Source organism: Serratia sp. Nf2 (genome assembly GCF_003028435.1).
GTDB lineage: Bacteria > Pseudomonadota > Gammaproteobacteria > Enterobacterales > Enterobacteriaceae > Serratia > Serratia marcescens_L.
In genome coordinates, this window is record NZ_PYTW01000006.1 from 80,941 (window position 1) to 107,086 (window position 26,146).

26 protein-coding genes are annotated in these 26,146 nt (G+C 59.6%); 15 read left to right on the forward strand and 11 right to left on the reverse strand.

Features of this window, described 5'->3' with window-relative positions; genetic code table 11:
• The first annotated feature begins 47 nt into the window (after positions 1-47).
• On the forward strand, positions 48-638 hold the full coding sequence (locus C9411_RS14805) for a LysE family translocator (protein WP_107227360.1): 591 nt from the start codon (positions 48-50) through the stop codon (positions 636-638).
• Here C9411_RS14805 and C9411_RS14810 read toward each other — a convergent pair.
• Positions 614-1,441, reverse strand: coding sequence for an AraC family transcriptional regulator (locus tag C9411_RS14810; RefSeq protein ID WP_063991240.1), 828 nt, complete (start codon positions 1,439-1,441; stop codon positions 614-616). The two genes, C9411_RS14805 and C9411_RS14810, sit on opposite strands and share 25 nt — an antisense overlap.
• Before the next feature lie 69 nt (positions 1,442-1,510).
• On the opposite strand from C9411_RS14810, the gene C9411_RS14815 reads away from it, so the two are divergent.
• Entirely contained in the window at positions 1,511-1,729 is a 219-nt protein-coding gene (locus tag C9411_RS14815) for a hypothetical protein (RefSeq protein WP_107227361.1), read from the forward strand.
• 9 nt (positions 1,730-1,738) lie between these two features.
• On the opposite strand, the gene C9411_RS14820 is transcribed toward C9411_RS14815, so the two are convergent.
• Together C9411_RS14820 and amyA are read right to left on the reverse strand one after the other, a co-directional pair.
• Positions 1,739-2,587, reverse strand: coding sequence for a PA4780 family RIO1-like protein kinase (locus C9411_RS14820; RefSeq protein WP_063991241.1), 849 nt, complete (start codon positions 2,585-2,587; stop codon positions 1,739-1,741).
• 120 nt (positions 2,588-2,707) lie between these two features.
• Positions 2,708-4,198: an alpha-amylase gene (gene amyA / locus C9411_RS14825; protein ID WP_107227362.1), complete on the reverse strand. Its 1,491-nt coding sequence runs from the start codon at positions 4,196-4,198 to the stop codon at positions 2,708-2,710.
• Between the two features lie 501 nt (positions 4,199-4,699).
• Here amyA and C9411_RS14830 point away from each other — a divergent pair.
• The gene (locus C9411_RS14830) at positions 4,700-5,605 is read left to right on the forward strand and encodes a helix-turn-helix domain-containing GNAT family N-acetyltransferase (RefSeq protein WP_107227363.1); all 906 of its coding nucleotides are present in this window, start codon (positions 4,700-4,702) and stop codon (positions 5,603-5,605) included.
• An 84-nt stretch (positions 5,606-5,689) separates the two neighbouring features.
• Positions 5,690-6,988, forward strand: coding sequence for an SLC13 family permease (locus C9411_RS14835; RefSeq protein WP_063991244.1), 1,299 nt, complete (start codon positions 5,690-5,692; stop codon positions 6,986-6,988).
• Here C9411_RS14835 and dapF read toward each other — a convergent pair.
• From dapF to C9411_RS14850, 3 genes are all read right to left on the reverse strand, one after another.
• Complete coding sequence (gene dapF / locus C9411_RS14840) at positions 6,963-7,838, reverse strand: diaminopimelate epimerase (protein WP_107227364.1); 876 nt, start codon at positions 7,836-7,838, stop codon at positions 6,963-6,965. The genes C9411_RS14835 and dapF overlap by 26 nt on opposite strands.
• 113 nt (positions 7,839-7,951) lie before the next feature.
• Positions 7,952-8,209 carry a YdgH/BhsA/McbA-like domain containing protein gene (locus tag C9411_RS14845; RefSeq protein ID WP_004939517.1) on the reverse strand — a complete coding sequence of 86 codons (258 nt, stop codon included), beginning with the start codon at positions 8,207-8,209 and terminating at the stop codon, positions 7,952-7,954.
• A gap of 193 nt (positions 8,210-8,402) precedes the next feature.
• Positions 8,403-8,660 (reverse strand): DUF1471 domain-containing protein, encoded by a 258-nt coding sequence (locus C9411_RS14850; protein ID WP_033637578.1) that lies wholly within the window; start codon positions 8,658-8,660, stop codon positions 8,403-8,405.
• Positions 8,661-8,836: 176 nt separating this feature from the next.
• On the opposite strand from C9411_RS14850, the gene C9411_RS14855 reads away from it, so the two are divergent.
• Entirely contained in the window at positions 8,837-9,481 is a 645-nt protein-coding gene (locus C9411_RS14855) for a TetR/AcrR family transcriptional regulator (protein ID WP_063991247.1), read from the forward strand.
• Positions 9,482-9,763: 282 nt separating this feature from the next.
• Here C9411_RS14855 and C9411_RS14860 read toward each other — a convergent pair whose 3' ends face one another.
• From C9411_RS14860 to C9411_RS14875, 4 genes are all read right to left on the reverse strand, one after another.
• Positions 9,764-10,582, reverse strand: a complete 819-nt coding sequence (locus C9411_RS14860; protein WP_063991248.1) for a MetQ/NlpA family ABC transporter substrate-binding protein — start codon at positions 10,580-10,582, stop codon at positions 9,764-9,766.
• A 19-nt stretch (positions 10,583-10,601) separates the two neighbouring features.
• Positions 10,602-11,270, reverse strand: a complete 669-nt coding sequence (locus tag C9411_RS14865; protein ID WP_033637581.1) for a methionine ABC transporter permease — start codon at positions 11,268-11,270, stop codon at positions 10,602-10,604.
• Positions 11,263-12,288 (reverse strand): methionine ABC transporter ATP-binding protein, encoded by a 1,026-nt coding sequence (locus C9411_RS14870; RefSeq protein ID WP_063991249.1) that lies wholly within the window; start codon positions 12,286-12,288, stop codon positions 11,263-11,265. Before C9411_RS14870 ends, C9411_RS14865 begins: the two co-directional genes overlap by 8 nt.
• 263 nt (positions 12,289-12,551) lie before the next feature.
• Complete coding sequence (locus C9411_RS14875; protein ID WP_015377088.1) at positions 12,552-12,995, reverse strand: acetyltransferase; 444 nt, start codon at positions 12,993-12,995, stop codon at positions 12,552-12,554.
• Positions 12,996-13,236: 241 nt separating this feature from the next.
• Between C9411_RS14875 and C9411_RS14880 the strand changes: the two genes are divergently transcribed.
• The 3 genes from C9411_RS14880 (at position 13,237) to C9411_RS14890 (ending at position 15,933) form a co-directional block, all read left to right on the forward strand.
• Positions 13,237-14,109 (forward strand): oxygenase MpaB family protein, encoded by an 873-nt coding sequence (locus C9411_RS14880; RefSeq protein WP_063991250.1) that lies wholly within the window; start codon positions 13,237-13,239, stop codon positions 14,107-14,109.
• Positions 14,110-14,272: 163 nt separating this feature from the next.
• Positions 14,273-15,376 (forward strand): suppressor of fused domain protein, encoded by a 1,104-nt coding sequence (locus C9411_RS14885; protein ID WP_038880072.1) that lies wholly within the window; start codon positions 14,273-14,275, stop codon positions 15,374-15,376.
• 29 nt (positions 15,377-15,405) lie between these two features.
• The gene (locus C9411_RS14890) at positions 15,406-15,933 is read left to right on the forward strand and encodes a cysteine hydrolase family protein (RefSeq protein ID WP_107227365.1); all 528 of its coding nucleotides are present in this window, start codon (positions 15,406-15,408) and stop codon (positions 15,931-15,933) included.
• 33 nt (positions 15,934-15,966) lie between these two features.
• Here C9411_RS14890 and C9411_RS14895 read toward each other — a convergent pair whose 3' ends face one another.
• Positions 15,967-16,842, reverse strand: coding sequence for an NAD(P)-dependent oxidoreductase (locus tag C9411_RS14895; protein ID WP_107227366.1), 876 nt, complete (start codon positions 16,840-16,842; stop codon positions 15,967-15,969).
• Positions 16,843-17,132: 290 nt separating this feature from the next.
• On the opposite strand from C9411_RS14895, the gene trpS reads away from it, so the two are divergent.
• The 7 genes from trpS to C9411_RS14930 all read left to right on the forward strand — a co-directional run bounded on the left by trpS (position 17,133) and on the right by C9411_RS14930 (position 25,931).
• Positions 17,133-18,140 (forward strand): tryptophan--tRNA ligase, encoded by a 1,008-nt coding sequence (gene trpS / locus C9411_RS14900; protein WP_107227367.1) that lies wholly within the window; start codon positions 17,133-17,135, stop codon positions 18,138-18,140.
• Positions 18,141-18,257: 117 nt separating this feature from the next.
• Entirely contained in the window at positions 18,258-19,091 is an 834-nt protein-coding gene (gene phnC, locus C9411_RS14905) for a phosphonate ABC transporter ATP-binding protein (RefSeq protein ID WP_063991253.1), read from the forward strand.
• A gap of 41 nt (positions 19,092-19,132) precedes the next feature.
• Positions 19,133-20,065, forward strand: coding sequence for a phosphonate ABC transporter substrate-binding protein (gene phnD / locus C9411_RS14910; protein WP_025302014.1), 933 nt, complete (start codon positions 19,133-19,135; stop codon positions 20,063-20,065).
• Positions 20,066-20,143: 78 nt separating this feature from the next.
• Positions 20,144-21,007, forward strand: a complete 864-nt coding sequence (gene phnE / locus C9411_RS14915) for a phosphonate ABC transporter, permease protein PhnE (RefSeq protein ID WP_107227368.1) — start codon at positions 20,144-20,146, stop codon at positions 21,005-21,007.
• A complete protein-coding gene (gene phnE, locus C9411_RS14920) occupies positions 21,004-21,903 on the forward strand; it encodes a phosphonate ABC transporter, permease protein PhnE (RefSeq protein WP_107227369.1) in 900 nt (299 codons plus the stop codon). Before phnE (C9411_RS14915) ends, phnE (C9411_RS14920) begins: the two co-directional genes overlap by 4 nt.
• Positions 21,904-22,134: 231 nt before the next feature.
• Positions 22,135-22,599 (forward strand): DUF1456 family protein, encoded by a 465-nt coding sequence (locus C9411_RS14925; protein ID WP_004939471.1) that lies wholly within the window; start codon positions 22,135-22,137, stop codon positions 22,597-22,599.
• A gap of 188 nt (positions 22,600-22,787) precedes the next feature.
• Positions 22,788-25,931, forward strand: coding sequence for a right-handed parallel beta-helix repeat-containing protein (locus C9411_RS14930; protein ID WP_107227370.1), 3,144 nt, complete (start codon positions 22,788-22,790; stop codon positions 25,929-25,931).
• The last annotated feature ends 215 nt before the right edge of the window (positions 25,932-26,146 follow it).

Here is a 26,146-nt window from a genome sequence, read left to right on the forward strand (position 1 = left end):
GGCGGCCGGCATTCTGGCGCCTGTGAATACTTTCTCAGGTGCCCATCATGAACATCTACCTTTCCATGGCCGCGTTTGCGCTGGCGGCCTCCATCACTCCCGGCCCGGTCAACATCGTCGCCTTGAGCGCCGGGGCGCAATTCGGCTTTGGCGCGACCCAGCGCCACGTGTTCGGCGCTACGCTGGGGTTTACCCTGTTGCTGGTGCTGCTGGGATTGGGCATGCACCAGCTGCTGATCCTGTGGCCGGCATTGACCCGCTTGATTCAGTGGGCCGGCGTGGCCTTCCTGCTGTTTATGGCCTACCGGCTGGCGTTTGACGACGGCAGATTGGGCAACGGCGCGGCGCGGGCGCCTTCCTGTTGGTACGGCGCGCTGATGCAATGGCTGAACCCCAAGGCGTGGCTGGCGTCGGTGGCCAGCCTCGGCGCCTTTGTCGGCGACGGCGATGTGCTGTTGCTGTGGCAGTTCGCCGGGCTCTACTTCGTGATTTGCTATGCCTCGGTGGCCTGCTGGGCCTATGTCGGCGCGATGCTGCGTGGCCTGCTCAGGCAGGCGCGCAACGTGCGGCGTTTCAACCGGGCGATGGCGCTGCTGTTGGCGGCCAGCGCCTGCTATCTGCTGGCGGAAGGTTTTTGATACTGCCCCGGCGTGGCGGCCAGCAGCTGCTTGAAGGTGCGCTGGAAGTGCGCCTGATCGGCAAAGCCGCTTTCGCTGGCGGCTGCGGCGATCGGCAGGCCGCTCTTCAACAGCCGATGGCCGTGCTGCACGCGGCGGTTGACCAGATAGGCGTGCGGCGTCATGCCGTAGCGCTGGCGGAAGGCGCGGATCAGGTAAGAAGGGGACAGCGCGGCGGCGCGGCAAATGTCGTCCAGCGTCAGCGGCCGGGTGCAGTGCGCGTCGATAAACGCCGCCGCCGCTTCCAGTCGGGTATGCGACGGTGTCTCCGGCTGGCGGACATCGCCCAGCCCGAGCTGCAGGGCGCTGAAATACTCCACCATGGCGATCTGTTTTTCCAGCGCGCAGCACAGCGGATCCGTCAGCAGCGCATAAAGCCGGTTCAGGCCGTGGAACAGCGCCGGATCGCGGCTGAGCGGCTGGCTGAACGGAACAAAACGATCGCCGTCGCCGCCGAGCAGCTCCTGCTGCAGCGCGCCGAGCCAGGCGAGATCGAGATAGAACATGATGTACGACCAACGGCGATCGGCAATGGGGTTGCAGGCATGCGCCTGCTGCGGGTTGATGACAACCAAATCGCCGGCGCTGACCTGCATGCGCCGCTCGCCGTTGACATAGGTGCTGACGCCGCCGGTGATGGCGCCGATGGAAAAGAATTCGTGGCTGTGCAGGCTGTAACACACCTGGCGGCCATCCGCGATGGCGCGGGCTTCGACGAACGGCAACTGCGGATCGCGCCAGAACTGCGGCGTTTTTTCACTCATACGCTTTCCTTTTCACTGCGGCGGCATCACAGTGTTATAGCCTGAAAGCGACGAGAGAGGGAATGGCGGATGATGATTTTTAACGTGTTCGGCCGTCTGCTGGGCGTGAAGCGCATCGGGGACGAATGGTGGTTGTTCCGCGTGACGTTGCCGGAGCGCAAATATGCCCCCAGTCACGATATCGTGCTGCCGGCCGATCTGCGCGAAGAGGAGATCGCCGGCTATCTGGGGGATATCTATCACGAGGCGGCGACGCCGCAGCGGCCGGACGTGTTTCGCGTCGAATAGCGCGGCGCGTTACTCTTCCGCGTTGCGCGCCATCATGCGGCGCTGGTGTTCCTCGCCGGCGGCCTGGATCTCTTCCAGCACCGATCCGACGTCGGCGCGTTTCTGGATTTCGCTGAACCGGCCGCTGAGAGTGCTGTCCGGTGTCAGGTTGCCTTCCTGATACAGCGCCCAAATCTCTTTGGCGTATTGGCTGTCGCGCAGCTCCGGCGCGAACTGGCCGTAATACTCGGCCAGATTGCCGATATCGCGCTCGAACATGCTTTTGGCGTGGTTGTTGGCGGCGGCGTCCACCACCTGCGGCAGATCGATGATCACCGGCCCGTCTTTATCCATCAGCACGTTGAATTCCGACAGGTCGCCGTGCACCAGCCCGGCGCACAGCATGCGCACCGCATAGTTCATCATCAGGGCGTGATCGGCGCGCGCCTGTTCCGGCGTCAGGATGACATCGCTCAGGCGCGGCGCCACCAGGCCTTCTTCGTCGGTGATCAGCTCCATCAGCAGCACGCCGTCCAGGCAGATGTCCGGCTGCGGCACCCGCACCCCGGCCTTGGCCAGCAGATACAGTGCGTCCACTTCGGTGTTTTGCCAGGCTTCTTCCTGCTGCTGGCGGCCGAATTTGGAGCCTTTGCTCATGGCGCGCGCGTCGCGGCTGTTGCGCACCTTGCGCCCTTCCTGATAGTGAACGGCCTGCTTGAAGTTGCGCTTCTCTGCCTCTTTGTACACTTTGGCGCAGCGGATCTCATCGCCGCAGCGCACGATAAACACGTCGGCTTCTTTGCCGCTTTTCAACCGGCGGATGACGTCGTCGATTAACCCGTCATCAACCAGCGGCTGGAGTCGTTTTGGAATTTTCATGCAGCCTTGTACCCTATTTAGGCTCCGGTGTGAATGGCTTGCGCAGTTGATAGCGTAAGTTAGACCCGAAAGGCAAACATTAGTTTTGCCGCCGCGTCATCATTACGCGGCGGCGGGCGCTCACAGGCTGGCGGCCGGCACCCAAACGCTGACGCTGCCGGCGTTGACCGGGAAATGGGCACTGCCCTGGTCGTCGGTGGTGATTTCCTCCTGACGGTTGCCGAGGAAATCGCGCCAGGCGGTGTGCGCCAAATCGGCGCCCAGTGCGACGGTCTTGCCGCTCTCGCCGCCGTTGGTCAGCACCACCACGCAGCCGGGGGCCTCGGCGGTGCCGGCGCGGCTGAAGGCAACGCAGTGGCTGTCGTCGAAGTAGTCGGTTTGCGGGCCGTTGGCGAAACGCTGGCGGGCGGCAATCAGCTTCTCCAGCTCCGGGATCGCCGGCATGTCAATCTGGTGCTCGCCGCCGTCGCGCCCCTTGTCGCGGTAGCTGGCGCCATACAGGTCGGGGTAAAACACGCAGGGCACGCCCTGTTCGCGCAACAGGATCAGCGCGTAGGCCAGCGGTTTGAACCAGGGTTCTACCGGCGCTTCCAGCGATTGCAACGGCTGGGTGTCGTGGTTGGCGACCAGCGTTACCGCGTGGGCCGGATCGGCGGCGGTCAGGGTATCGGTGAAGATCTGCGCCATGTCGAAGCCGTCGCCCTGTTTCGACGCCTGATGAAACTTCAGGTGCAGCGCCACGTCGAACAGCATCACCTTGCCGTCCACCAACTCGATGTATTGTTGCAGCGCACCGAGATCGTGCGACCAGTATTCGGCGACGATAAACAGGTCGCGCTGTGCGCTGCCGCGCACGTGATCCGCCCACTCTTTGAAGAACCAGGCGGGAATGTGTTTGGCGGCGTCCAGGCGGAAGCCGTCGCACGGCAGGCTTTCCAACAGCCAGCGCGCCCAGTATTTGAGCTCCTCCGTCACGGCGGCATTGCGGAACTCCACGTCGGCCCCCATCAGATAGTCGTAGTTGCCTTTTTCGTCGTCGACCTGATCGTTCCAGCCGTCGTCGCCATAGTCGTTGGCGATTTTGAACACCCCTTTGTCGTCCGGCTGCTCAACGTAATCGACGCCGCTGAAGCATGTGTAATCCCAGATAAACTCGGAATGCACGCCCTGGCGGCCGGGAAAGGTGAAGCGGGTGTAGGCCAGCGCGTCGAAGCCCTGGTCGTCGATGTCGTTGCGGTTGTTGGCGTCCACCTTGAACACGTGTACCTGTTCTTTCTCGTCCGCGCCGAGCTTGTGGTTGAACACCACGTCGTAGAGCACCCCCACGCCGTGTTCGCGCAGCGTATTGGCGGCGTGTTCGAGCGCCGCCTTGTCGCCGTATTTGGTGGCCACGCTGCCTTTCTGGTCAAATTCGCCGAGATCGAACAGATCGTATGTATCGTAGCCGACGGAGTAGCCGCCGGAAGCGCCCTTGCAGGCGGGCGGCAGCCACAGGTCGGTGATGCCCAGTTCGGCCAGGTGCGGGGCGCGCTCGGCGGCCTCCTGCCACAGTTTGCCGCCGTCGGGGTAGTACCAGTGAAAGAATTGCAGCAGGGTGGTTTTTTTCGTCATGAGCCAGCGTCCCGGTTAGCCAGAAGGAGAGGAGCAGTTAAAGCATGGGCTACTTTTGGCAAAAGGGACAATGGTGCAGGGAGGCGTGCGAAGGCAGGCGTAAATATGTAACCGACGTTGACCAGATAGCGGTTAAGTTGTTGCTATCAAGTTTTCACGTTTTAATTTTTATATTTTATTTTTCAAATAGATATTTATTTTATTTTTTGCTATTTCAAGGTTTGCTGTTTTTGCGCTCATTTTAATTGGTTTTTTATTTTAATTTTAAATTTTAATTTGGGTTTTAATTTTTAAAATGATTGTTTTTTTTGGTTTTAAGTTCTTGTGTGTGAAATATTTTGACATATTCAGGTGCCCCGTTGGTTATTCATTCGCAATTGTTTATGCGTTATCGTTATGTTCGAAATTAGGTAACACTATCAACCAATAATCCATCCAACCTAGCGTGAAGGTGGAAGAACAGGGGAGCATAACGTCGTGAACATCAGGGATTTCAGAGCATTGGCGCGCAGTTTGGTCAGAGAATTCGGCATGTTGAACAAGCAGAGCAACGGCTCGCGCTTTTCGCCGCTGCAGATCCATCTGATGATCGAAGTCAGCGAGCAGCCGCTGGGCGTCACCGAGCTGGCGGCCCGGCTTTGCATCGACAAGGCCAGCGCCAGCCGGGCGCTGCGCAGCCTGGTCGCCGCCGGCGTGATAGAAACGGTGGATCATCCGGATGACAAGCGGCACAACCTGCATCGGCTGAGTAAAAACGGCGGCAAGGCGCTGGCCGGCATCGAGAGCGACGCCGACGGTTTTATGCAGGCGGCGCTGGCGCAGTTGGACGACGATGAGCTGGCGAGCACCACCGCGGCGATGAAAAAGATGACCGCGGCGCTGCGCAGCGCACGCAAACAGCGCGACGCCAACCTGCGGGTGCGGCCGATCGCCGCGCGCGACGATGCGGCGATGGCGGCGATCATTCGCGACGTGTTTCGTGAGTACGGCATGGACAAGATGGAAGGCGTCAGCCTGCACGATCCGGATCTCGATCGGCTGACCGGCCTGTATCGCGACAACGGCGGCCACTACTGGGTGCTGGAGCGGGACGGGCAGGTGGTGGGGGGCGTCGGCATGGCGCCGTTGGCGGGCGAAGAGCCCGGCTATTGCGAGCTGCAGAAGCTGTTCTTCAAACCCGGCGCGCGTGGGCTGGGTATGGCGCGCTATATGGTGGTGCAGGCGCTGAAGGCGGCGCGGGCGGCGGGGTATCGCTACTGCTACCTGGAAACCACCGAACAGTTGAAAGAGGCGATCGGGTTGTACTACGCGCTGGGATTCACGCTGCTGACGGAACGGCGCGGCAACACCGGCCATCACGGTTGCAACGTGTGCATGCTGAAAAATCTGAAGAACGGCGATATGTGAGCGGTTTCAAGGTTAGCGCCCGCGCCTTGTGCCACCCTGTTAACCGTTTGATAACAATCACAACGTTTTATCAGGGAGGAAACTATGCTAGGGGATCCGATGGCGCTGTCCGCGCTGGTCACGCTGGTGGTCATCGCGCTATGGGCCAGCGCCCGCTTGCCGGAGTATTTGGTCGCGCTGCTGTTCTTCGCGGCGGTGATGGTGTTGCAGCTGGCGCCTGCCGCGGTGACCTTTTCCGGTTTCGCGTCTTCCGCATTCTGGCTGGTGCTCAGCGGTTTTGTGCTGGGCACCGCCATCCGCAGCACCGGTTTGGCGGATCGCCTGGCCAACCGGCTCTTGCCGCACCTGGCCGGCTCCTGGCTCCGCCTGGTGGGCGGGGTGGTGGCGATAAGCTACGCGCTGGCGTTTGTCATGCCTTCCAACATGGGGCGCATTACGCTGCTGATGCCGATCGTCATGGCGTTGGCCGATCGCGCCGGTTTGGTGGAGGGCTCGCGCGGCCGCATCGGTTTGGCGCTGGCGGTGGGGTTCGGCACCTTCCAGCTCTCCGCCAGCATCCTGCCGGCCAACGTGCCCAATCTGGTGATGAGCGGCGCGGCGGAAAGCGCCTACGGCAGCCACTTCGCTTATCTTTCCTACCTGCTGTTGCACGCCCCGGTGCTCGGGATCGCCAAAGGCGCGCTGCTGACGCTGTGCATCTGCGGCCTGTTCCGTGCGCGGCCGCAGCCGGTGGCGGCCGAGGCGGCGCAAACCCCGCTCAGCGCCGCCGAATGGCGGCTGATCGCACTGTTGGGTGCCACGGTGTTGCTGTGGATGACCGACAGCTGGCACGGCATCGCCCCCGCCTGGATCGGGTTGGCGGCGGCCTGCTTCTGCCTGTTGCCACGTATCGGGTTTCTCAACGGCGAGCAGTTCGCCGCCGGGGTTAACGTGCGCACCTGCATCTACGTGGCGGGGATCCTGGGGCTGACTGCGCTGGTCAGCCACTCGGGGCTTGGCGATCGGCTGGGCGGTGCGCTGCTGGCGATGATGCCGGATCTGCACGGCAAACCGTTCACCGCATTCGGTTCGCTGGTGGGGATCACCGCGTTGCTGAATTTCGTGGTGACCGCCAACGGCGTGCCGGCGCTGTTTACCCCGCTGGCGCAGGCGCTGTCCGCGGGCAGCGGTCTGCCGCTGCTGACGGTGTTGATGACCCAGGTGATCGGTTACGCCACGCCGCTGCTGCCGTATCAGGCCTCGCCGATCGTGGTGGCGATGGGGATGGGCAAAGTGCCGGCGCGCGAAGGGCTAAAGCTGTGCCTGCTGTTGGCCGCGCTCAGTTTTGCGCTGCTGGTGCCGTTGGATTATCTGTGGTTCAGGCTGCTGGGGTGGATCCCGTAAACAGCCCCGCGCCGCCGGCAAAACAATCTTCGTCCAGCGTCAGGGTGGCGATTTTATGCACCGGTCCGCGCATGCTGACCTGAAAATCGCCGCTGAAGGCGATTTGCAGTTCGCCGCCCGGCATCCGCACGCTAACCCGATCGTCGACTTGTCCCAACTTGCGCATCACGCTGGCGGCGGCGCAGCTGCTGCTGCCGGAGGCGAGGGTAAAACCGGCGCCGCGCTCCCAGATGCCGATGCGCAGCGTCTGGCGATCGACCACTTCCACCAGTTGTACATTGGTGCGTTTCGGGAACAGCGGATGGCGTTCAATCTGCGGTCCGAGCCGATGCACCTGCGCCAGATCCAGTTTTTCCACCGGCACCACGCAGTGCGGGTTGCCCATCGACACCAGCGAAACGCTTAACGTCTCCTCCATCAGGGGCAGCGGATAGTTCAGTGCCTCCGGCAGATCGATCAAGGCCGGCAGCGCCGCCGGGCTGAAATTGGCGCGCCCCATCTCCACGGTTATCTGATGCGCGTCTTCCGCCACCTGGCAACGCACGTCGCCGCCGGCGGTATGCACCAGAAACGGCTGATGCCCCACGCGCTCGCTGTCGAACAGATACCGCGCGTAGATACGCAGGCCGTTGCCGCTTTTCTCCGCTTCGGAGCCGTCCGGGTTGATGATGCGCAGGGTGGGATTGACGGCGTCGCCGCTGTCGATCAGCAGGCCGTCGGAACCGATGCCGTAATGCGGGTGGCACAGCAGGCGGATCTGTTCCTGGCTCAGACGATCGGCGACCGAACGGTGGCAAACCAGGTAGTCGTTACCCAGGCCGTGATATTTGTGAAACAGCAGGGGAGTCATGGCGTTGCTCGGCTCAGCAAGAAAAGGTTGCTACAGCTTACAACAGAACGTTGGCATCAAAACAAACAAAAGGCGGCCTGAGCCGCCCTTTTGCGCGATTGCCGGTGTGGCAATTAATTGTAGATGATCGCGGTACCGTGCAATTTGTTGTCGCCGGTGGTTGCGATGATCTGGAAGGATTTGGCGCCGGCTGCGTCGGCTTTGGCCGCCAGTTTGTTTTCCAGGCTGCTCAGGTCGGAAGCACCGCTGACGGTGACGACGCCGGCTTTTTGCAGATCGGCCGGTTGAGCGTTGACCAGTTCGGCGGCGAAGCTGCCGAAGGAGACGGAAGCCAGTGCGATGGCGGCGATGGTCATTTTCAGGTTTTTCATGGTCTTATTTCCTATCTTTGTTCTTTACGATGTTAGTTTTGTAAGGTCGTTAAATTAATTAACGATCGATAATTTAATGTTAGATGCCGGTTTGACGGATTGCAAGTATTTTTTTAATGCTCGTTAATTAATTTTTTTTAACGCCCTGGCGTCGGGAGCAGAATTTCTCGCGATCCGCTGGTTTAATACCTTGTTATTGATAGATTTCTGCGGTGCCATGCAGTTGGTTGTTACCGCCGGCGCCGATGATGCGGAAGGATTTGGCACCGGCCTGATCGGCTTTGGCGGCCAGGCTGCTTTCCAGCGAGGTCAGATCGGATGCGCCGCTGACGGTGATGACGCCCACTTTCTGCTGGTCTGCCGGTTGGTTCTGGACCAAATCAGCGGCGAAGCTGCCGAAGGAAACGCTGGCCAGAGTGAGAGCTGCTAAGGTTAATTTTAAGTTTTTCATGATGTTATTTCCTTTCCGATAACGGTAAATAGAGGGGGTTAATCTGCTTCGCTAAATTATCTTAACGATCGATAACTAAATGCTAATCGGTTCTCGACGAGGGCGCAATATTTTTTTATAATGATCGTTAAGTTATTTGTGCTAACCCTGCCGTGGAGCGGGATAGGAGAGGAACGATGGGCATCAATGAAGCGGTCTGCGGCAAAAAAAGCCGCGGCAGACCGAAACAATTTGATCGCGATCGGGCGTTGGAAAGCGCGCTCGATCTGTTCTGGCGGCACGGCTATGAAGCCACCTCGCTGGCCGATCTGGTGGAAGTGACCGGCGCCAAGGCGCCGACGCTGTATGCGGAGTTCGGCAACAAGGAAGGGATGTTCCGCGCGGCGGTGGAACGCTATCTGCAAAAATACACCACCTGCACCAACCAACTGTTGGAGCAGGATCTGCCGGTGGCCGAGATCGTCGAAGCCTACGTGCGCTCTTCCGTCGAAGTGTTTACCGATCCCGATACGCCGTCAGGCTGTTTCATGGTGTGCGCCTCGGCCGCGCTGTCGTCGGCGTCCGATGACGTCGCCCAGATGCTGCGCAGGAAGCATCATGCGCAGGAAGCGGCGCTGAAAGCCTGCTTCGATCGCAAGGTGCAGCAGGGCGAACTGCTGGCGAAAACCGACACCGTACTGCTGGCGAAATACGTGATTTGCACCATTGAAGGCATGTCGGTGCAGGCGCGCGAAGGGGCAAGCCGGAGCGATCTGCTGCGGTTGCTGGAGGCGTTGATGCTGGTGTGGCCGCGGCTCAGCCAGATTGGCAATAAGGTGTAACAACCGGCCCGGCTTTTACCGCAATGCTGATCAGTTAGCGTTTTTCTGCAGGCGTTCGTGACATTTTCGGTCGATAAAAGTGAGATGCCCCATGTGGCTCACGCTCCTCGACCGAGCCAGGGGCCGAAGGCGCGGCCCCTCCAATTGCCGTTCATATTGGCCACAGAGAAATGCGGACATTTACGGCAATTCCCCTGCACAGAACGCCCAGAGGCTGGATAAAAAAATGCCACTCAGGCTTAAGTGAGCGGCATTGCGGCTTTTACCGGGCCGTGTAACCGATTACTGATTGACCGGGATCACCGCGCCCTGGTATTTCTCGCGGATAAAGTCCTGAATCGGCTTGGAGTGCAGCACCTTCACCAGCGCCACAATCTCCGGCTTGTTCACGTCGGCCTTGTGCACGGTGATGATGTTGGCGTATGGGTTGTTTTCGCCGCTTTCGACCGCGATCGGATCTTTGGTCGGATTCAGCCCGGCGTCGATGGCGTAGTTGGCGTTGATCACTACCGCGTCGCCTTCGTCGTTGTTGTACATTTGCGGCAGCAGCGCGCCCTCAACGTTGGCCTGGAACTTCAGGTGTTTCGGGTTTTCCACCACGTCGGTGATGCGCGCGTCCACCTTGCTCACCCCCGGTTTCAGCTTGATCACCCCTTCCCGTTCAAAAATAGACAGGATGCGGCCTTCTTCCGCCACCGCGTCGCGCATGATGATTTTGCCGTTTTCCGGCAGATCTTTCAGGCTCTTGTACTTCTTCGAGTAGATGCCGATGGGCTCAATATGGATCGCGCCGGCGCTGACGAAGTCGTAGCTCTTGTCGTCGGCGTGGTCTTTCAGCACCGAGTTCAGGTAAGGCACGTGCTGGAAGTAGTTGGCGTCGATGTCGTGGCTGGCCAGCGCGGTGTTCGGCAGGATGTAGTCCTGAAAGCGCTTGATCTGCAGATCGATGCCTTCCTTCGCCAGTATCGGTTTGGCCTGTTCGAGGATCTCGGCGTGCGGCACGTTGGAGGCGCCGACCACCAGCTTGGTCGCGGCGGCGGCGCCGTAAGAGGCGAGGGTGGCGACAGAGGCGAAAGCCAACATCAGTAGGTGCTTTTTCATCATCGTTTTCCTTGGTTAATTAACGTTTATCGAGCGTTCTTGTCAGGGTGTCGCCAATGAACTGAATGACGAAAACGATCAGCAGAATCGTCAGCGTCGCCACCAGCGTCACGTCACTGTGGTTGCGTTGGAACCCCTCCAGATAGGCCAGGTTGCCCAGGCCACCGGCGCCGATCACCCCGGCCATCGCGGTGTAGCTCACCAGCGCGATCAGGGTGACGGTGATGCCGGAAACCAGCGCCGGCGAGCTCTCCGGCAGCAATACGCGGAAAATCAGGGTGCGGTTTTTGGCGCCCATCGAGCGCGCCGCTTCGATCACCCCTTTGTCGACCTCGCGCAACGCGATCTCCACCAGCCGGGCGTAGAACGGCGCCGCGCCGACGATCAGCGCCGGCAGGGCCGCGTCCGCGCCGAGAATGGTGCCGATCAGCGACTTGGTGAACGGAATCAGCAGCACGATAAGAATGATGAACGGAATGGAGCGGAAGACGTTGACCAACACGGAGATCAGCGAGTAGACCGCCCGGTTCTGCCACAGCTGGCCCTTCGAGGTTAAAAACAGCAGCACGCCGAGCACGATGCCCAGCACCAGCGTGGCCAAACCGGCGATGCCGGTCATGTAAAGCGTTTCCCAGGTGGCGTCCCACAGTTGATCCAGACGCAGGTGGGGGAACAGGGATTCAATCATGTTGGATAACCTCGACGGCGATGTCTCTTTCGTGCAGCAGGTTGAGCATGTCGGCGACTTGTTGTTCGTTGCCTTCGGCGTGGATATACAGTTCGCCGAACGAACCGTTGAGGGTGTGGCTGATCTTGCCGTGCAGAATGTTGACGGTCAGGGCATAGCGCCGGATCACTTCAGAGATCACCGCCTGATGGGTTTGCACGCCGACGAAGGTCAGCTTGAAAATCGCCCCCGGCAGGTGGGCGGTGAGCAGCGGGTTGAAGCTCTCTTCGGTGTCCGCATACTGTGACACCTGTTTGACGAACTGCCGGGTGATCGGCTGCTGCGGCCGGGTGAACACGTCGAGCACCGGGCCTTCTTCGACGATGCGGCCGTTTTCCATCACCGCCACGCGGTGGCAGATTTTGCGCACCACGTGCATCTCGTGGGTGATCAGCACGATGGTCAATTTCAGCTGGCGGTTGATGTCCAGCAGCAGGTCGAGAATGGCGTCGGTGGTCTGCGGATCGAGCGCCGAGGTGGCCTCGTCGCACAGCAGCACGCTCGGGTTATTGGCCAGCGCGCGGGCGATGCCGACGCGCTGTTTCTGGCCGCCGCTGAGCTGAGACGGATAGGCGTCTTCGCGCCCCTGCAGGCCGACCAGCGCGATCAGTTCCGCCACGCGCGGCGCAATCTGCGCCTTGGGCACGCCGGCGATCTGCATGGAAAAAGCGATGTTTTGGCTGACGGTGCGCGACCACAGCAGGTTGAAGTGCTGAAATACCATGCTGATTTTCAGGCGCGCCTGGCGCAGGTGGCTGCCTTTGGCGCGGGCGATATCGAAGCCGCCTACGTCAATGCGGCCGCTGGTGGGCGTTTCCAGGCCGTTAAGCAGGCGGATGAGCGTGCTTTTGCCGGCGCCGCTGTAGCCGATGATGCCGTAAATTTGCCCGGCCTCTACCGCCAGACTGACGTTGTCTACCGCCACGACGCGGCCCTGTGTGCTGTCAAAAGTTTTGCAAACGTTCGAAAGAACGATCATAGCGAAGCGGATCCTTATCGATACTTCACAGCATTCCGTCCAGAGCTCGGTGCGCCGGACAGGGATCGTTCGGCTTTTCGGCGGGCACAACCCGGCGGGGAGTGGCGGACGGAACCTCTGTTGCGGGTGAATACCGGGCAATCCTACCGAGGGTTTATAGTGACAGGAAGAATGTAAATTCTATTACTTATTCTGATTTGATATATAAAACGGCGGGTGAAACAGGGGGGAGAAAACCGGCCGCAGGGCGGCCGGCGGGAGGGCTAGCGTTTATCCAGCTTCATGTGCAGCAGCGGGAACGGGTTGCCCTGGCCGTCGAGCGGCGAGCGGCCGGTGATGACAAACCCGTAGTGGCGATAGAAACCGCTGGCCTGCGGGTTTTGCTCGTTCACGTCCAGCTGCAGTTCATCGTGCAGCGTTTCCGCGTGGGTCAGCAGCGCTTTGCCCACCCCTTTGCCGCGCTGATCGGCGTCGATAAACAGCATCTCCACCTTGTTGCCGTTCAGGCCGATAAAGCCGCAGGGGTGCCCCGGCCGCTCTTCGGCCACCCAGACGTTAACCGCCGGCAGGTAGTCGTTCAGCACCAGCGGGAACAGCTGCGCGATGTTGTCTTCGGTTAAAAAATGGTGAGTGGCGCGCACCGAACGCAGCCAGATATCTGCCAATTGCGCGTTGTCTTCCGCCGCGCGTGCTCTGATGGTAATCATCGAACTCTCTGCTATCTAAGTTGGAGGAAAAAAACTAGATAGAGGTTTTGTGGGGTTAGTGCCGAATTAACGTGGGTTAACGCCCTGCAAAGCGCCTCTGCAGTGGATCGAATAGGCCCGCCTTTCTGCCAGCGGTATAACAACTGTAATTCAGTAAGTTAATGCTTTCAACCGCCGCAGGGCGTAATGGGGCGCCCGCCGCGTGATACACTGGCCGCTGAATGAGCGAGAGGGCAGCAGGATGGAAGCGGTACGCGCAGCGATAGAAAAACAGGTGCTCAGCCTGACCGGGCTGGCGCTCGGCGGCGTCGATTTTGAGAACCCGCCGGGCGATCCGGGCTTGTTTGGCCCGCAGTCGGTCATCTGGCAGGTACACCGCGATTTCACCCCGATGCTGTGCGGCGGCGTCAGTGCCTTGCTGCTGCAGATGCTGCACCCGCTGGCGCTGGCCGGGGTGTGGGATCACTCCAACTTCCGCGACGATATGATTGGCCGCCTGCGCCGCACCAGCCAGTTCGTGTCGGTCACCACCTTCGGCCCGACCGCCGAGGCGGAGCGGCTGATCGCCAAAGTCAAAGCTATCCATCTGCGGGTGACCGGCGTCGGCAGCGACGGCACGCCTTATGCCGCCAGCGATCCGGCGCTGCTCACCTGGGTGCACGTCGCGGAGAGCAGCCGTTTTCTGGCCAGTCACCTGCGCTACCGCAACCCCCATCTTTCCCGCGATTTGCAGGATCAATACTACCGCGAAGCGGCGCGCGTGGCCGCCGCGCTGGGGGCGACCGCAATTCCTCAGTCCTGCGCGGAGATAGAAGAATACCTGCAGGCAATGCGGCCCCAGCTGGTTTGCGATGAACGCACGCAAGAGGTGGCGCGCATTCTGCTGAAAGCGCCGGCGCCGAGCGTATTGGCGCGCCCGCTCGGTGGGGTGGTGATGCAGGCGGGCATCGATCTGTTACCCGATTGGGCGCAGCGGCAGTTCGGTTTTCATCCGGGTGCGCTGCGGCGGCGGCTGGTGCGGATGGGCGCCGCAGGCCTTGGCAAGGTGCTGGGCGCGTCGATGCGCAACGGCTCCTATCAGCGCGCGGTGCGGCGCATCACTCAGCCGTCATGAGTCACAGCCGCTATAATTAACCTTTGTTTATCTTCGTTTACGGACGCTTTTGAGACTTTTACGGGTGATCCGGCCAGTAATGCGTTTTACACTTGGGGGCAAAGCCACATTCCATTTTTGGCGCGCAGCCGATTCTGCCGCGCCCTGACCCTATTGAGGTGATATGAACGAGTCATACGTACTTGCTGAAGTCAGCAATGAGAACCAGACGCTGGTTGCGGTGGTTCAGCAAGATCACCGGGCAGCCTATTTTTATATCTATCCCGCCGAAGCCTACAGCGATCGCTATCAGGTGCGCGCCTGCTGGCTGCGCAACCTGGCCGCCGCGCCGCTGCAGGAAGATCGCGCCGCGCTGGAACAAGGGCAGCCGCCGATGCTGGCGGCGGAGTATTGCCGCAACCTGGAAGGCGAAGCGCCGCTGAACCCGGAAGGGCTGATGGTGGTGTGGAGCGAAAGCGACGACGGCGCGGCCCTGTGGTATTACGGCCAACTGCTGGCGGTGATCCCCGGCTGGAGTCTGTATATCGACCATTCGGTGTGCTATTCCGCCAGCTGCATCAAGGAGAGCCCACTGGCTTATCCGCTCGGCTCGGCCTCGACCAACACCCAGTATGCGCAGGCGGAGAGCACCCGCCAGTTCTGGCGCAGCTGGCAGCGTGAAGAGGGCAACCCGTGGCCGAAGATGCAGCGCGATTTTCAGGCGCGCTATGAGCCGCATTTTGGCCCTTCGGTGAAGTACTACGCCATCGATCAGGGCAAGTGGCCGCCGATGGCCATCACCCAGCACGAGCGCGACGGCATCTATTACTTCCTCACCATGGGGGTCAGCATCCGGCCGATGCCGTGGGTGGAGATCCTGTTCAACGACGAGGCTTCGCGCTATCGCCGCATGGAGATGGCGATCGCCATCGACAGCCAATACATGACCGAAGACAACGCGGTGCAGATGGCCAGCGCACTGGCCGGTTTCGCGCACGCGCCGTGGGCGCGGCTGACCTGGATCGGCGAAGGGCATACGCTGGAGTCGGACGTGGCGCCGCTGGGCTACGAGGGTTATATTTTATCGTCGTCCTTCTACCCGCACAGCGCGCACCTGGCTCTGCCGCAGCAGTACGGCGATCCGGTGAACCTGTTCTGGGCCAGCCCGGTGTTTACCGCCGAGCGGCAGCTGGCGCACGCCACGCCGAACGGCGGGCACGATCTGGTGAACCGGCTACGTGAGCAGGGCGTCGACCATATTTTCCGCCCGCGCCAGCCGGTGTGCTGACGCTATTTATCTTCTCTTCGGGAGCCGCCATGACCACCGCGCTGTTGATTATCGATGTGCAGGAAGGATTGTTTACGCCGCCGCCGGCGGATGCCGCGGGCACCGTTGCGCGCATCAATCAGCTGAGCGAGCGCGCCCGCTTGGCGGGCGTGCCGGTTGTCGTGATTCAGCACCACACGCCGGACGATGAGCTGCGGCACGGCAGCGCCGCCTGGCAAGTGCTCGCGGCGCTAAAGGTGGCGCCCGGCGATCACCGGGTGGATAAAACCACGCCGGACTCGTTCCTGCGCACCTCGCTGGGCGCGTTACTGATCGCCCACGGCGTATCGCAGCTGGTGGTTTGCGGCTACTCCACGCCGTTTTGCATCGACACCACGGTGCGCAGCGCGGCGGCGCACGGTTATCCGGTGACGCTGGCGGCGGATGCCCACACCTGCCACGACAAACCCTATGCCGACGGTCTGCTGATCCGCACCCACCATAACGAGACGTTGTCGAATATCGAAAGCTTCGGCGTGCCGATCCGCGCCGTGCCCGCGGCGGACATCGTGTTCTGAGAACGGAAAAACGGGGGCTAACGCCCCCGTTCGTTATTTCAGGCCCGCCCGCCGCGCCGCCACTTTGGCCAGCGCGGCCCAGTCCAGATCCGCATCCCCTTGCGCCATCGCGTCGAGGAAATTGTCTTTCAGCACCCCGGCGAACGGCATCGGCGTATGGCTGTCGGCCCCGGCAGCCAGCGCCAGCCCGACGTCCTTCAGCCCCAGCGCCAGCCGGAATCCGGCGGGGGAATACTTCTCGGCGGCGATCAGCGCGCCATAGCCTTGATAGGCCGGGGCGGCGAAGACAGTGCCGCTCAGCATCTGCAGGTAGTCGGCGCCGGACACGCCGTAGTTGCGCACCAGCGCGCTGCCTTCCGCCATCGCTTCAATGGCGCTGGCCAGCGTAAAGTTGGTGGCGATCTTGACGACGTTGGCCTGCGCCGGATCGGCACCGAAGTGCCAGGTTTTCTGGCCGAGGGCATCGAACAGCGGCTGCGCTTTCTTCAGGAGCCCGCTATCGCCGGCCGCCAGAATATTCAGCTTGCCGGCGGCCGCCACGTCGACCCGCCCCAGCACCGGCGCGGCGAGATAGCCGATGCCGTGTTCCTCATGCAGCGCCGTCAAACGCCTGGCGAGTTCGACCGAGATGGTCGCCATATTGATATGCAGCGCGCCCGGTTTCATCCGCTGCAGCAACCCGCTGCCCACCACCACCTGTTGCGTGGCGGCATCGTCGGCCAGCATGGTGATCAGCACGTCGGCATCGGCCAGCTGTTCCGGCCGTTCGGCCTGCCGCGCGCCGGCGCTCACCAGCGGCTGCGCCGCCTGCGGCGAACGGTTCCATACCGTTAAGGCGAAGCCCGCCTGCAACAGGTTGGCCGCCATGGCGCTGCCCATCCCACCCAGTCCGGCAAATCCGATCTTCATCATGCGCTCCTTTTTCAGGTTGAAGGTTTTACCCTAGCGCGCCAGGCCAGGAACGCAAATGTCGGAGTGTAACGCCGTCTTACGCGCCGGCGGCGGGCTATTGACGCGCTGCCGCTGCGGGTATACCTTGATGGCATGAATATATCGATGCACTCCACCCACAATCAGTCATGGTGGCGCCTCTTCTGAGGCGGCACGAGTATTCACATCTCTTTTTAATGCCGCCGGTTTGGCGGCATTATTTTTTGTGGCGTTGATCCGGCGGTCTACAGACCTTCAGGAGCACTGTCATGAGTTACACCATTCTTACCGGCGATCGCGCCACCGGCCCACTGCATTTAGGCCACTTCGTCGGCTCGCTGCGCCAGCGCGTCGAACTGCAGCACCAGCATAACCAAACGGTGATGGTGGCGGATCTGCAGGGCCTGACCGACAACGGCAACAACCCGCAAAAAATCAGCGCCAACGTGCTTAACGTCGTGGCCGATTATCTGGCGGTGGGCATCGATCCGCACAAGACCACGATCTGCCTGCAGTCGGCGCTGCCGGCGTTGGCCGAGCTGACGATGTACTACCTCAACTTGGTCAGCGTGGCGCGGCTGGAACGCAACCCGACGGTGAAAAACGAAATCGCCGAGAAGGATTTCGCTCGCAGCCTGCCGGCCGGTTTTTTGATTTATCCGGTCAGCCAGGCGGCGGACATCACCGCCTTTGGCGCCACCCACGTGCCGGTCGGCGAGGATCAGCTGCCGATGCTGGAGCAAACCAATGAGATCGTGCGGCGTTTCAACCACATCGTCGGCCAACCGATATTAACGGAGTGCCAGCCGTTGTTGAGCAACGTCGGGCGTCTGCCGGGGCTGGACGGGCAGGGCAAGATGTCGAAATCGCGCGGCAACGCCATCCAGCTTGGCGCCGGCGCCGACGAGGTGCACAAGGCGGTGATGAGCATGTTCACCGATCCCGGGCATCTCAACGTCAGCGATCCCGGCCGGGTGGAGGGCAACATGGTGTTCACCTACCTGGACGCCTTCTGCGAAGACGCCGCGCTGGTAGCGGAGCTGAAGGCGCATTACCGTCGCGGCGGGTTGGGGGACGTGAAAATCAAACGGCTGCTGGAGGATTGCCTGCAGAGCCTGCTTGAGCCGATCCGCACCCGCCGCACCGAATTCATCGCCGATAAAGGCGAGCTGACGCGCATCCTGCAGCACGGCACCCGCCGCGCGCATCAGGTCAGCCAGCAGACGCTGCAGCAGGTCAAGACGGCGCTGGGGCTGGACTTCTTCACCCTGGCGTGAGGCGAACGCCGGGGCGGCACGCGTCACGCCCCGGCCATAAAACGATCATCCCACTGTCATAAACTTATCCGTTAATAGGTGCCCATAATGATTAGCCACTGAAACCAGAGAAATCATATGGCTCAGGCACTGTTAAAATTGGCACAGCACGACTTTCCAGGGCAGCACGCCGCCGCATCCCGCAAAGTATTATCGGTAAAGGGACTCGGCAAGGCCTACAAAGCGCAGCAGCGCGTGCTGGATGACATCAATTTCGATCTGCACGCCGGCGAATTCGTGGCGGTGATCGGCCGTTCCGGCGCCGGCAAGTCCACGCTGCTGCACACTCTGAACGGCACCATTCCTTCCAGCTGCGGCGAGATGCTGCGCTTCGAAGACGACGGCATCGCGCAGGATATCGCGCAACTGGCCGGCCGCCAGATGCGCCAGTGGCGCGCGCGCTGCGGCATGATCTTCCAGGACTTTTGCCTGGTGCCGCGGCTGGACGTGATGACCAACGTGCTGCTGGGCCGTCTGAGCCACACTTCAACCCTGAAATCCTTCTTCAAACTGTTCGATGACGCCGACCGCGCTCGCGCCATCGAGCTGTTGCAGTGGCTCAACATGCTGCCGCATGCGCTGCAGCGCGCCGAGAACCTCTCCGGCGGCCAGATGCAGCGCGTCGCCATCTGCCGCGCGCTGATGCAAAACCCGCAAATCCTGCTGGCCGATGAGCCGGTCGCGTCGCTCGATCCGAAAAACACCCGCCGCATCATGGACGCGCTGCAGAAAATCAGCGAAGACGGCATCGCGGTGATGGTGAATCTGCACTCGGTCGAACTGGTGAAAGAGTATTGCTCGCGGGTGATCGGCATCGCCCACGGGAAGATCGTGTTTGACGGGCATCCTTCGCAACTGAACGAACGGATCCTGCACCAGCTGTATGGCGAAGAAGCCAATCAGATCCATTGAAGCACTTTTGACCTTTACCCTTTACACACAAGGCACACCTGATGAAAAAAGTATTGAGTCTGACCACCCTGATGGCCGGCGCGATGATGGTATTTAATGCTGCCGCAGCGGATGCGCCGAAAGAGCTGAACCTGGGCATTCTCGGCGGCCAGAACGCCACCCAGCAGATCGGCGATAACCAGTGCGTGAAGCAGTTCCTGGACAAGGAGCTGAACGTCGATACCAAGCTGCGCAACTCGTCCGACTATTCCGGCGTGATCCAGGGCCTGCTGGGCGGCAAGATTGACCTGGTGCTGAGCATGTCGCCGTCGTCGTTCGCCTCGGTCTACATCAAGGATCCGAAAGCGGTGGACATCGTCGGCATCGCGGTCGATGACGTCGACCAGTCGCGCGGCTACCACTCGGTGGTGGTGGTGAAGGCCGGCAGCCCGTACCAGAAACTGGAAGACCTGAAGGGCAAGGCCATCGGCTTCGCCGATCCGGATTCCACCTCGGGCTTCCTGATCCCGAACCAGGCGTTTAAAAAGCTGTTCGGCGGCACGGTCGACAACAAATACAACAACACCTTCTCCAGCGTCACCTTCTCCGGCGGCCACGAGCAGGACATCCTCGGCGTGCTGAACGGCCAGTTCGAAGGCGCGGTGACCTGGGCGTCGATGATCGGCGACTACAACACCGGCTACACCAGCGGCGCGTTCACTCGCATGATCCGCATGGATCACCCGGACCTGATGAAGCAGATCCGCATCATCTGGCAGTCGCCGCTGATCCCGAACGGTCCGATCCTGGTGAGCAACTCGCTGCCGGCCGACTTCAAGGCCAAAGTGGTCACCGCCATCAAGAAGCTGGATAAAGACGATCACCAGTGCTTTATCAAAGCGATGGGCGGCAAACAACACATCGGCGACACCACCCTGGCGGAATACCAGACCATCATCGATATGAAGCGCGAGCTGACCAAAGGCGACCGTTAATTCCCGGCTGCCTCGGCCGTCCGAATGAAGGGGTTCAGCATGCTGAACCCCTTGTTCCATAAAGATGGAAGACCTCTTTTGAATACCGATTTCGCACACTATTACCAACGGATCCGCAGCAAGCAAAAGCGCGAAGCGCTGCTGTGGTCGCTCGGGTTGGTGGTGCTGTACCTGGGCGCCGGCAACCTCGCCGAGTTCAACCTGCACACCGTCTGGGTGTCTATTCCGCACTTCTTCGACTACCTGGCCGAAACCGTTCCGACGCTGCATTGGCCTCTGCTGTTCGCCGACGGGCGCACCGAAGGCTCGCTGGCCTACTGGGGTTACCGCCTGAACATCCAGCTGCCGCTGATCTGGGAGACCCTGCAGCTGGCGCTGGCGGCGACCATTTTCTCGGTATTGGTGGCGACCGTGCTGGCGTTTCTGGCGGCCGGCAACACCTATACCCCGGCCTCGGTGCGGCTGGCGATCCGCACGCTGGTGGCGTTTTTGCGCACCATGCCGGAGCTGGCGTGGGCGGTGATGTTCGTGATGGCGTTCGGCATCGGCGCCATTCCCGGCTTCCTGGCGCTGGCGCTGCACACCATCGGCAGCCTGACCAAGCTGTTCTATGAATCGATCGAAACCGCCTCCAACAAACCGGTGCGCGGGCTGGCGGCCTGCGGCGCCACGCCGCTGCAGCGCATGCGCTTCGGCCTGTGGCCGCAGGTGAAGCCGGTGTTTCTCTCCTACAGCTTCATGCGGCTGGAGATCAACTTCCGTCAGTCGACCATTTTGGGGCTGGTGGGGGCGGGCGGCATCGGCCAGGAGCTGATGACCAACATTAAACTCGACCGCTACGATCAGGTCAGCATGACGCTGCTGTTGATCATCGTGGTGGTTTCCGTGCTCGACTACGTGTCGGGCGAGCTGCGCAAGCGCGTGGTGGAGGGGACAAAATGATAGCGGGCACTCCGGCATCGGCGGAAACGCTGCACCAGTTGAAACAGCAGCATCCGGCGATCTTCGCGCAGCAGGGGCGCTACCTGCGCACCGTCGGCCTGATCGCGCTGGCGATCGTGCTGTACTACGTGTTCTTCTTCCTGGTCTTCGGCATTACCTGGCCGCAGTTTATCAACGGTTGCCAGCAGCTGGGGCGTTATTTCCTGCGCATGTTCGTCTGGCACGACTTCGCCAACTGGCCGTTCATGTACTATTTCCAGCAGATCGGCATCACCATCGCCATCGTGTTCGCCGGCACCATCACCGCGTCGCTGATCGCGCTGCCGCTGTCGTTTTTCGCCGCGCGCAACGTGATGTCGACGCCGTTGCTGCGGCCGATCTCCGTGCTGGTGCGCCGCTTGCTGGACGTGCTGCGCGGTATTGATATGGCGATCTGGGGGCTGATCTTCGTGCGCGCCGTCGGCATGGGGCCGCTGGCCGGGGTGTTGGCTATCGTGATGCAGGACGTCGGTCTGTTGGGCAAACTGTACGCCGAAGGGCACGAGGCGGTGGACAAGTCCCCCAGCCGCGGCCTGACGGCGGTAGGCGCCAACGGGTTGCAGAAGCACCGCTACGGCATCTTCACCCAATCGTTTCCCACCTTCCTGGCGCTCAGCCTGTACCAGATCGAGTCCAACACCCGCTCTGCGGCGGTGCTGGGCTTCGTCGGCGCCGGCGGCATCGGCCTGGTGTACGCGGAGAACATGCGGCTGTGGAACTGGGACGTGGTGATGTTCATCACCCTGATCCTGGTGGTAGTGGTGATGATCATGGACAAGGTCTCGTCGATGCTGCGCAACAAGTACATCATCGGCGAAGACATCCCGCTGTATCAGCAAAAAAGCCAAATCGATTGAGAAACCCCTTGCCGATCCCTATACTGCCGCACATTCAAGGTGTGCGGCCATACCCGTCATACTTGGAGCTGCCTCTTTGTTGGCTGCATTTGCGCGCCCCGGTCACATAGTTAACTATGCTCCGGGGGTTTACAAATTTGCCGCCGCAATGCAACTCCAATTATTTTGGGTATGGGGCATTTTTTTACAATGCGCACGTCCCCGTTAGACAAGTAAAGGCAATGCAATCCCATGATGAACAACGACGTGCTGCGCAGCGTGCGCTATATGCTGAGCATTAACAACGCCAAAATGGTCGAGATTATCAAACTGGACGATTTCGAGGTGGCGGTGTCGGCGATGGACGCTTACGTGATTAAAGAAGGCGAGCCGGGCTACGAGAAGTGCCCGGACGAAGTGATGGCACACTTCCTCAACGGCCTGGTGTTCTTCAAGCGCGGTAAGGACGATAAGTTCCCGGCGCCGGCGGTTGAACTGCCGATCACCAATAACCTGGTGCTGAAAAAGCTGCGCGTGGCGTTCGAGCTGAAAGACACCGACATGCACCAGATCTTCACCGCGGTGGACTTCCGCATCTCCAAGCCGGAGCTGAGCGCGCTGTTCCGCAAAGAAGGCACCAAGAATTACCGCCCGTGCGGCGATCAGATGCTGCGCTACTTCCTCAAAGGGCTGGCGCAGCGCGTTCGCGGCGAGTAATACGCAACGTTCACCGAACATCGGGCGCAATCGCAAGGTTGCGCCTTTTTTATTGCCGCTCTCCCGCCTGCCGTTGTTGTACAGGCCCTCAGCCATCCGCCATCGATGGTGGGCGGGCCGCCCCTCCGGTTACTTTTCCAGGGTTCGTTCAATGTCGATTGAAACGTAAAATCCAGAGGAGTAATTCAATGGCTCAAATGTCAAAAGAAGATCCGCAGTTCAACGCAGGAAAAGCCGCCGCTCAGGTCAATGACGGCGGCGAATTCGTTGAATATACCCCTGAACAGTTCGGCGCCGTAGGCGATGGCCTGGCCGATGATCGAGAGGCTGTCAGCGCCATGTTCGCTAAAGTGGCTATCGACGCCGCTAAATCGATAAAAAAACGCCAGGTCAGAATGGCGAATGTTTATAGATTGACGCTGGGTACGGCTTGGCAGCCTTTGCAGATCCCCAGCAACTGTCATGTTTATGGCGGTGGTGAAATTCACCTGGATGACGATACGCCTCAAATCAACATTTTTAATACCGTTGAGCAGTCGAATTTTATCGTAGAAGATCTGAGGATCACGAGAAAGGCGACCCAGAAAGATGCAGATCCTATTTGGTGGTATGCCACTCGCGCGTGTACCGGCATGGCTTTCACCCGTTGTGAAAACTTCACGGTGAGGAATTGCGTCATCAGTATGCATACTGATGCTTTAGGCCTTTCTGACTGTACGTCCGTTACTCTTGAGAACAATTTACTTAAAGATCTGGGAGAGGAACCTATCGCGGTTCGTGGCGGCCGCCATATCACGATCCAGAATAACGAGCTGACGAATCACCAGGGCGACGGGATCCTGCTGAAAACGGGCGTGAACAGAGAGGCTTATGACATCTTAATCGTGAACAATCATATTCACGATGGGCACAAGCCTGCGAAACCGGCAGGGGCAGGGCACACGCAAAGAGGGGGCGGGGTGACGCTCAATAACGAGGTGACCGGAACGCCTCATTCATTCACTAACCTGACCGTTGCCAATAACCATATTGTTAATACCAGCTATGGCATCGCACTGGGTGGAATCAGTGACATTAATATCTCTAATAACTATATCAAAACGATCGAAAGGTTCGGCATTCAGATAGACTATTCCTTAGTAAATAACCCCACCAAAATTCCTACGAATAATTCACGAATTATTGGGAATCACGTTGAAGATACCGTTGAGAATGGCATCGACTATCACGGAAATAACGATATTTCTGTCGCGGAGTCTGTTATCGCAGATAACTTTTTAAATTTCTGTGGTACCTCCACGGCGTCGGCCTTCAATGGCATTGCCGCAACGGAGGCGACCCTTTCAGGCAATATTATCAATAACTGTAAGGTCGCCCTGTTCGCCAATAGCTGCGTGATGACCGGCAACAAAATAACCAACTCCGGATGGACCAGCAGCCAGGTGTGGATCAAGCTCTATGGCGACCGCACGGTGTTTTCCGGCAATCGGGTAACGGACTCTGATTTTGGTTATATCCGCTTTTTGAATGGGAAAAACGCTATTATTGAAGGGAATGTGATTAAGCTTGCTGCGCCTGCCCGGGCACTGGAGTTAGGCGGGGCATTTGACGAAACGACCCTCATTGGCAAGAACGTCTGGGATTGCGCTTTTAAACCGATTCTCTCTACGATTGCTGGGGTAACGGGCAATCGACTTATTCAATATTCCTTCCCGAATGAAGGCGTGGACCACATTACCCCTCAGATGTTCGGTGCGAAGGGCGATTGGAATGATACAGCCGGCGTTGGAACGGATGATACGCAGGCGTTTAAACAGGCTATCGCCTATGCGATTAATCAAGGCTACAAGAAGCTCTATGTTCCTGCTGGCAACTATTACATTACGGATACGTTAAATTTAGGGGGGGGAAACTACACCGGAGATAAAGGCATTGCGATAGAGGGTGAAAATTGGATTAGTACGACATTCTTCTTTAAACCGACGTCTAATAATCATGCGTGTTTTGAGTCGAAAGGCGGTTCCGGGATCCATACCAACAGATATATCAGCGACGTGACGATTACGCCGTCCAAGGGTGCGTTATATACGGGCACCGGCTATCGGATCAATGGTTCCTGCTTCATGCGGCATGAAAGACTGCTGATTATGAAATTTTTTGTGAACCTACATCTGTTGAATGGCTATGCCGGTGCGTTTACCGAGTTCGTAAGTTTTCACTCTTGCCGGTTCCACCGCGGCCTGTCCAACATATTGATGGAGAGCAATGGCGGGGATAGCTCCTTCCACGGCGTGGGGTTCCACGAAATTCAATGTCAGATCAAAGTCTCCGGCAATCCGGGCGATGGTGGCACAAATACGGATGCCGGCGTGGGGCTGGAGCTGAGAGGAAACGCCAACACGGTGCGGTGGTACAATGGTTTCTGTTATATCCACCTGTTCGGCGGCGTCGGCGCTACGGCGATTAAACTCACCCGAACCAACACCAATAACATCCTGGGGCAGTTTACTTGCGAAGGTGAAACCATTCTTCAGAGTGATGGAAGCACCTTTGAATGTCGAGGCGGTTTCTATAACGTGAGTAATACCACTTACAATGTGGCGGCAGAGCCGGTAAACGGCATCGCGGCGGCATTTGTGTTTGATAACATGATGAGCAATACGGCAAGATTCGCCAACGCGGCAATCGCCGATATGGCTCCGAGGCAGCTTCCGTGGTCCTTGGCGGACAGGGCCAGCAATGGCGCTTATCCAGCCATTTTTCATGGCATCAAGGGTGAATCCGATAACCTGTTCTATGCCGCCAGAGGGGGGAATACCAACTACCATTACTTTGGCGGCATTTCTCCAGGCAATAGCCTTCAGGGGTTTGAACCAGGCGTAAGACTGGCTCAGGACGGGGCTTCTTTCATTAGTTTTGCACCTAAGTTTACGCTTGGCGCTAATAACAATACGACCAGCAGTGGCGTATCCATCTCCCCCGCGGATTTTTCGCCGCAGAAGGATATCGCGATCGCCTTAGGACAACCTTCATTCAAATGGAGCGGGTTGTACACTAAGCAGTTAACGGTTGCGGATAATGGCATTTACCCGGCCGGCAACGGCGCTTACCCTATTGGTGGGCCGAATAACCAATTCTCCTCTGGCCACATAAAAGTGTTGAATATTTATGATTCAGCAAACGTGAACGGAGACCCCATAGGTGTCAGAGTCGCCGTCCCCGCTTCGGCCGCCGCCCCCGGTAAAGTCGGCCAATGGTCGGCAGACGCCGCATTCTTTTATGTTTGTACGGCGGCCAATACCTGGAGAAGGATCACGTTAGAAAACTGGTAGCAACCTGGCCTGCAACATATTGCGTATTGATCTCCATCGGCCTCCCGGGGCGGCGAGTGTCGTCGCCCCGATTTTTACGCTTTGCCATCCCGCCATTGCACTCTTTTTGTTCTCCCGCTGCGCGCCGCTGGTGCAGGCCGTTCACCCTCGTCGTCATAAGTTTTAATTATAATTTATTGAAATCATGAGATTAAAAATTGGCACGCCGGTTGCTC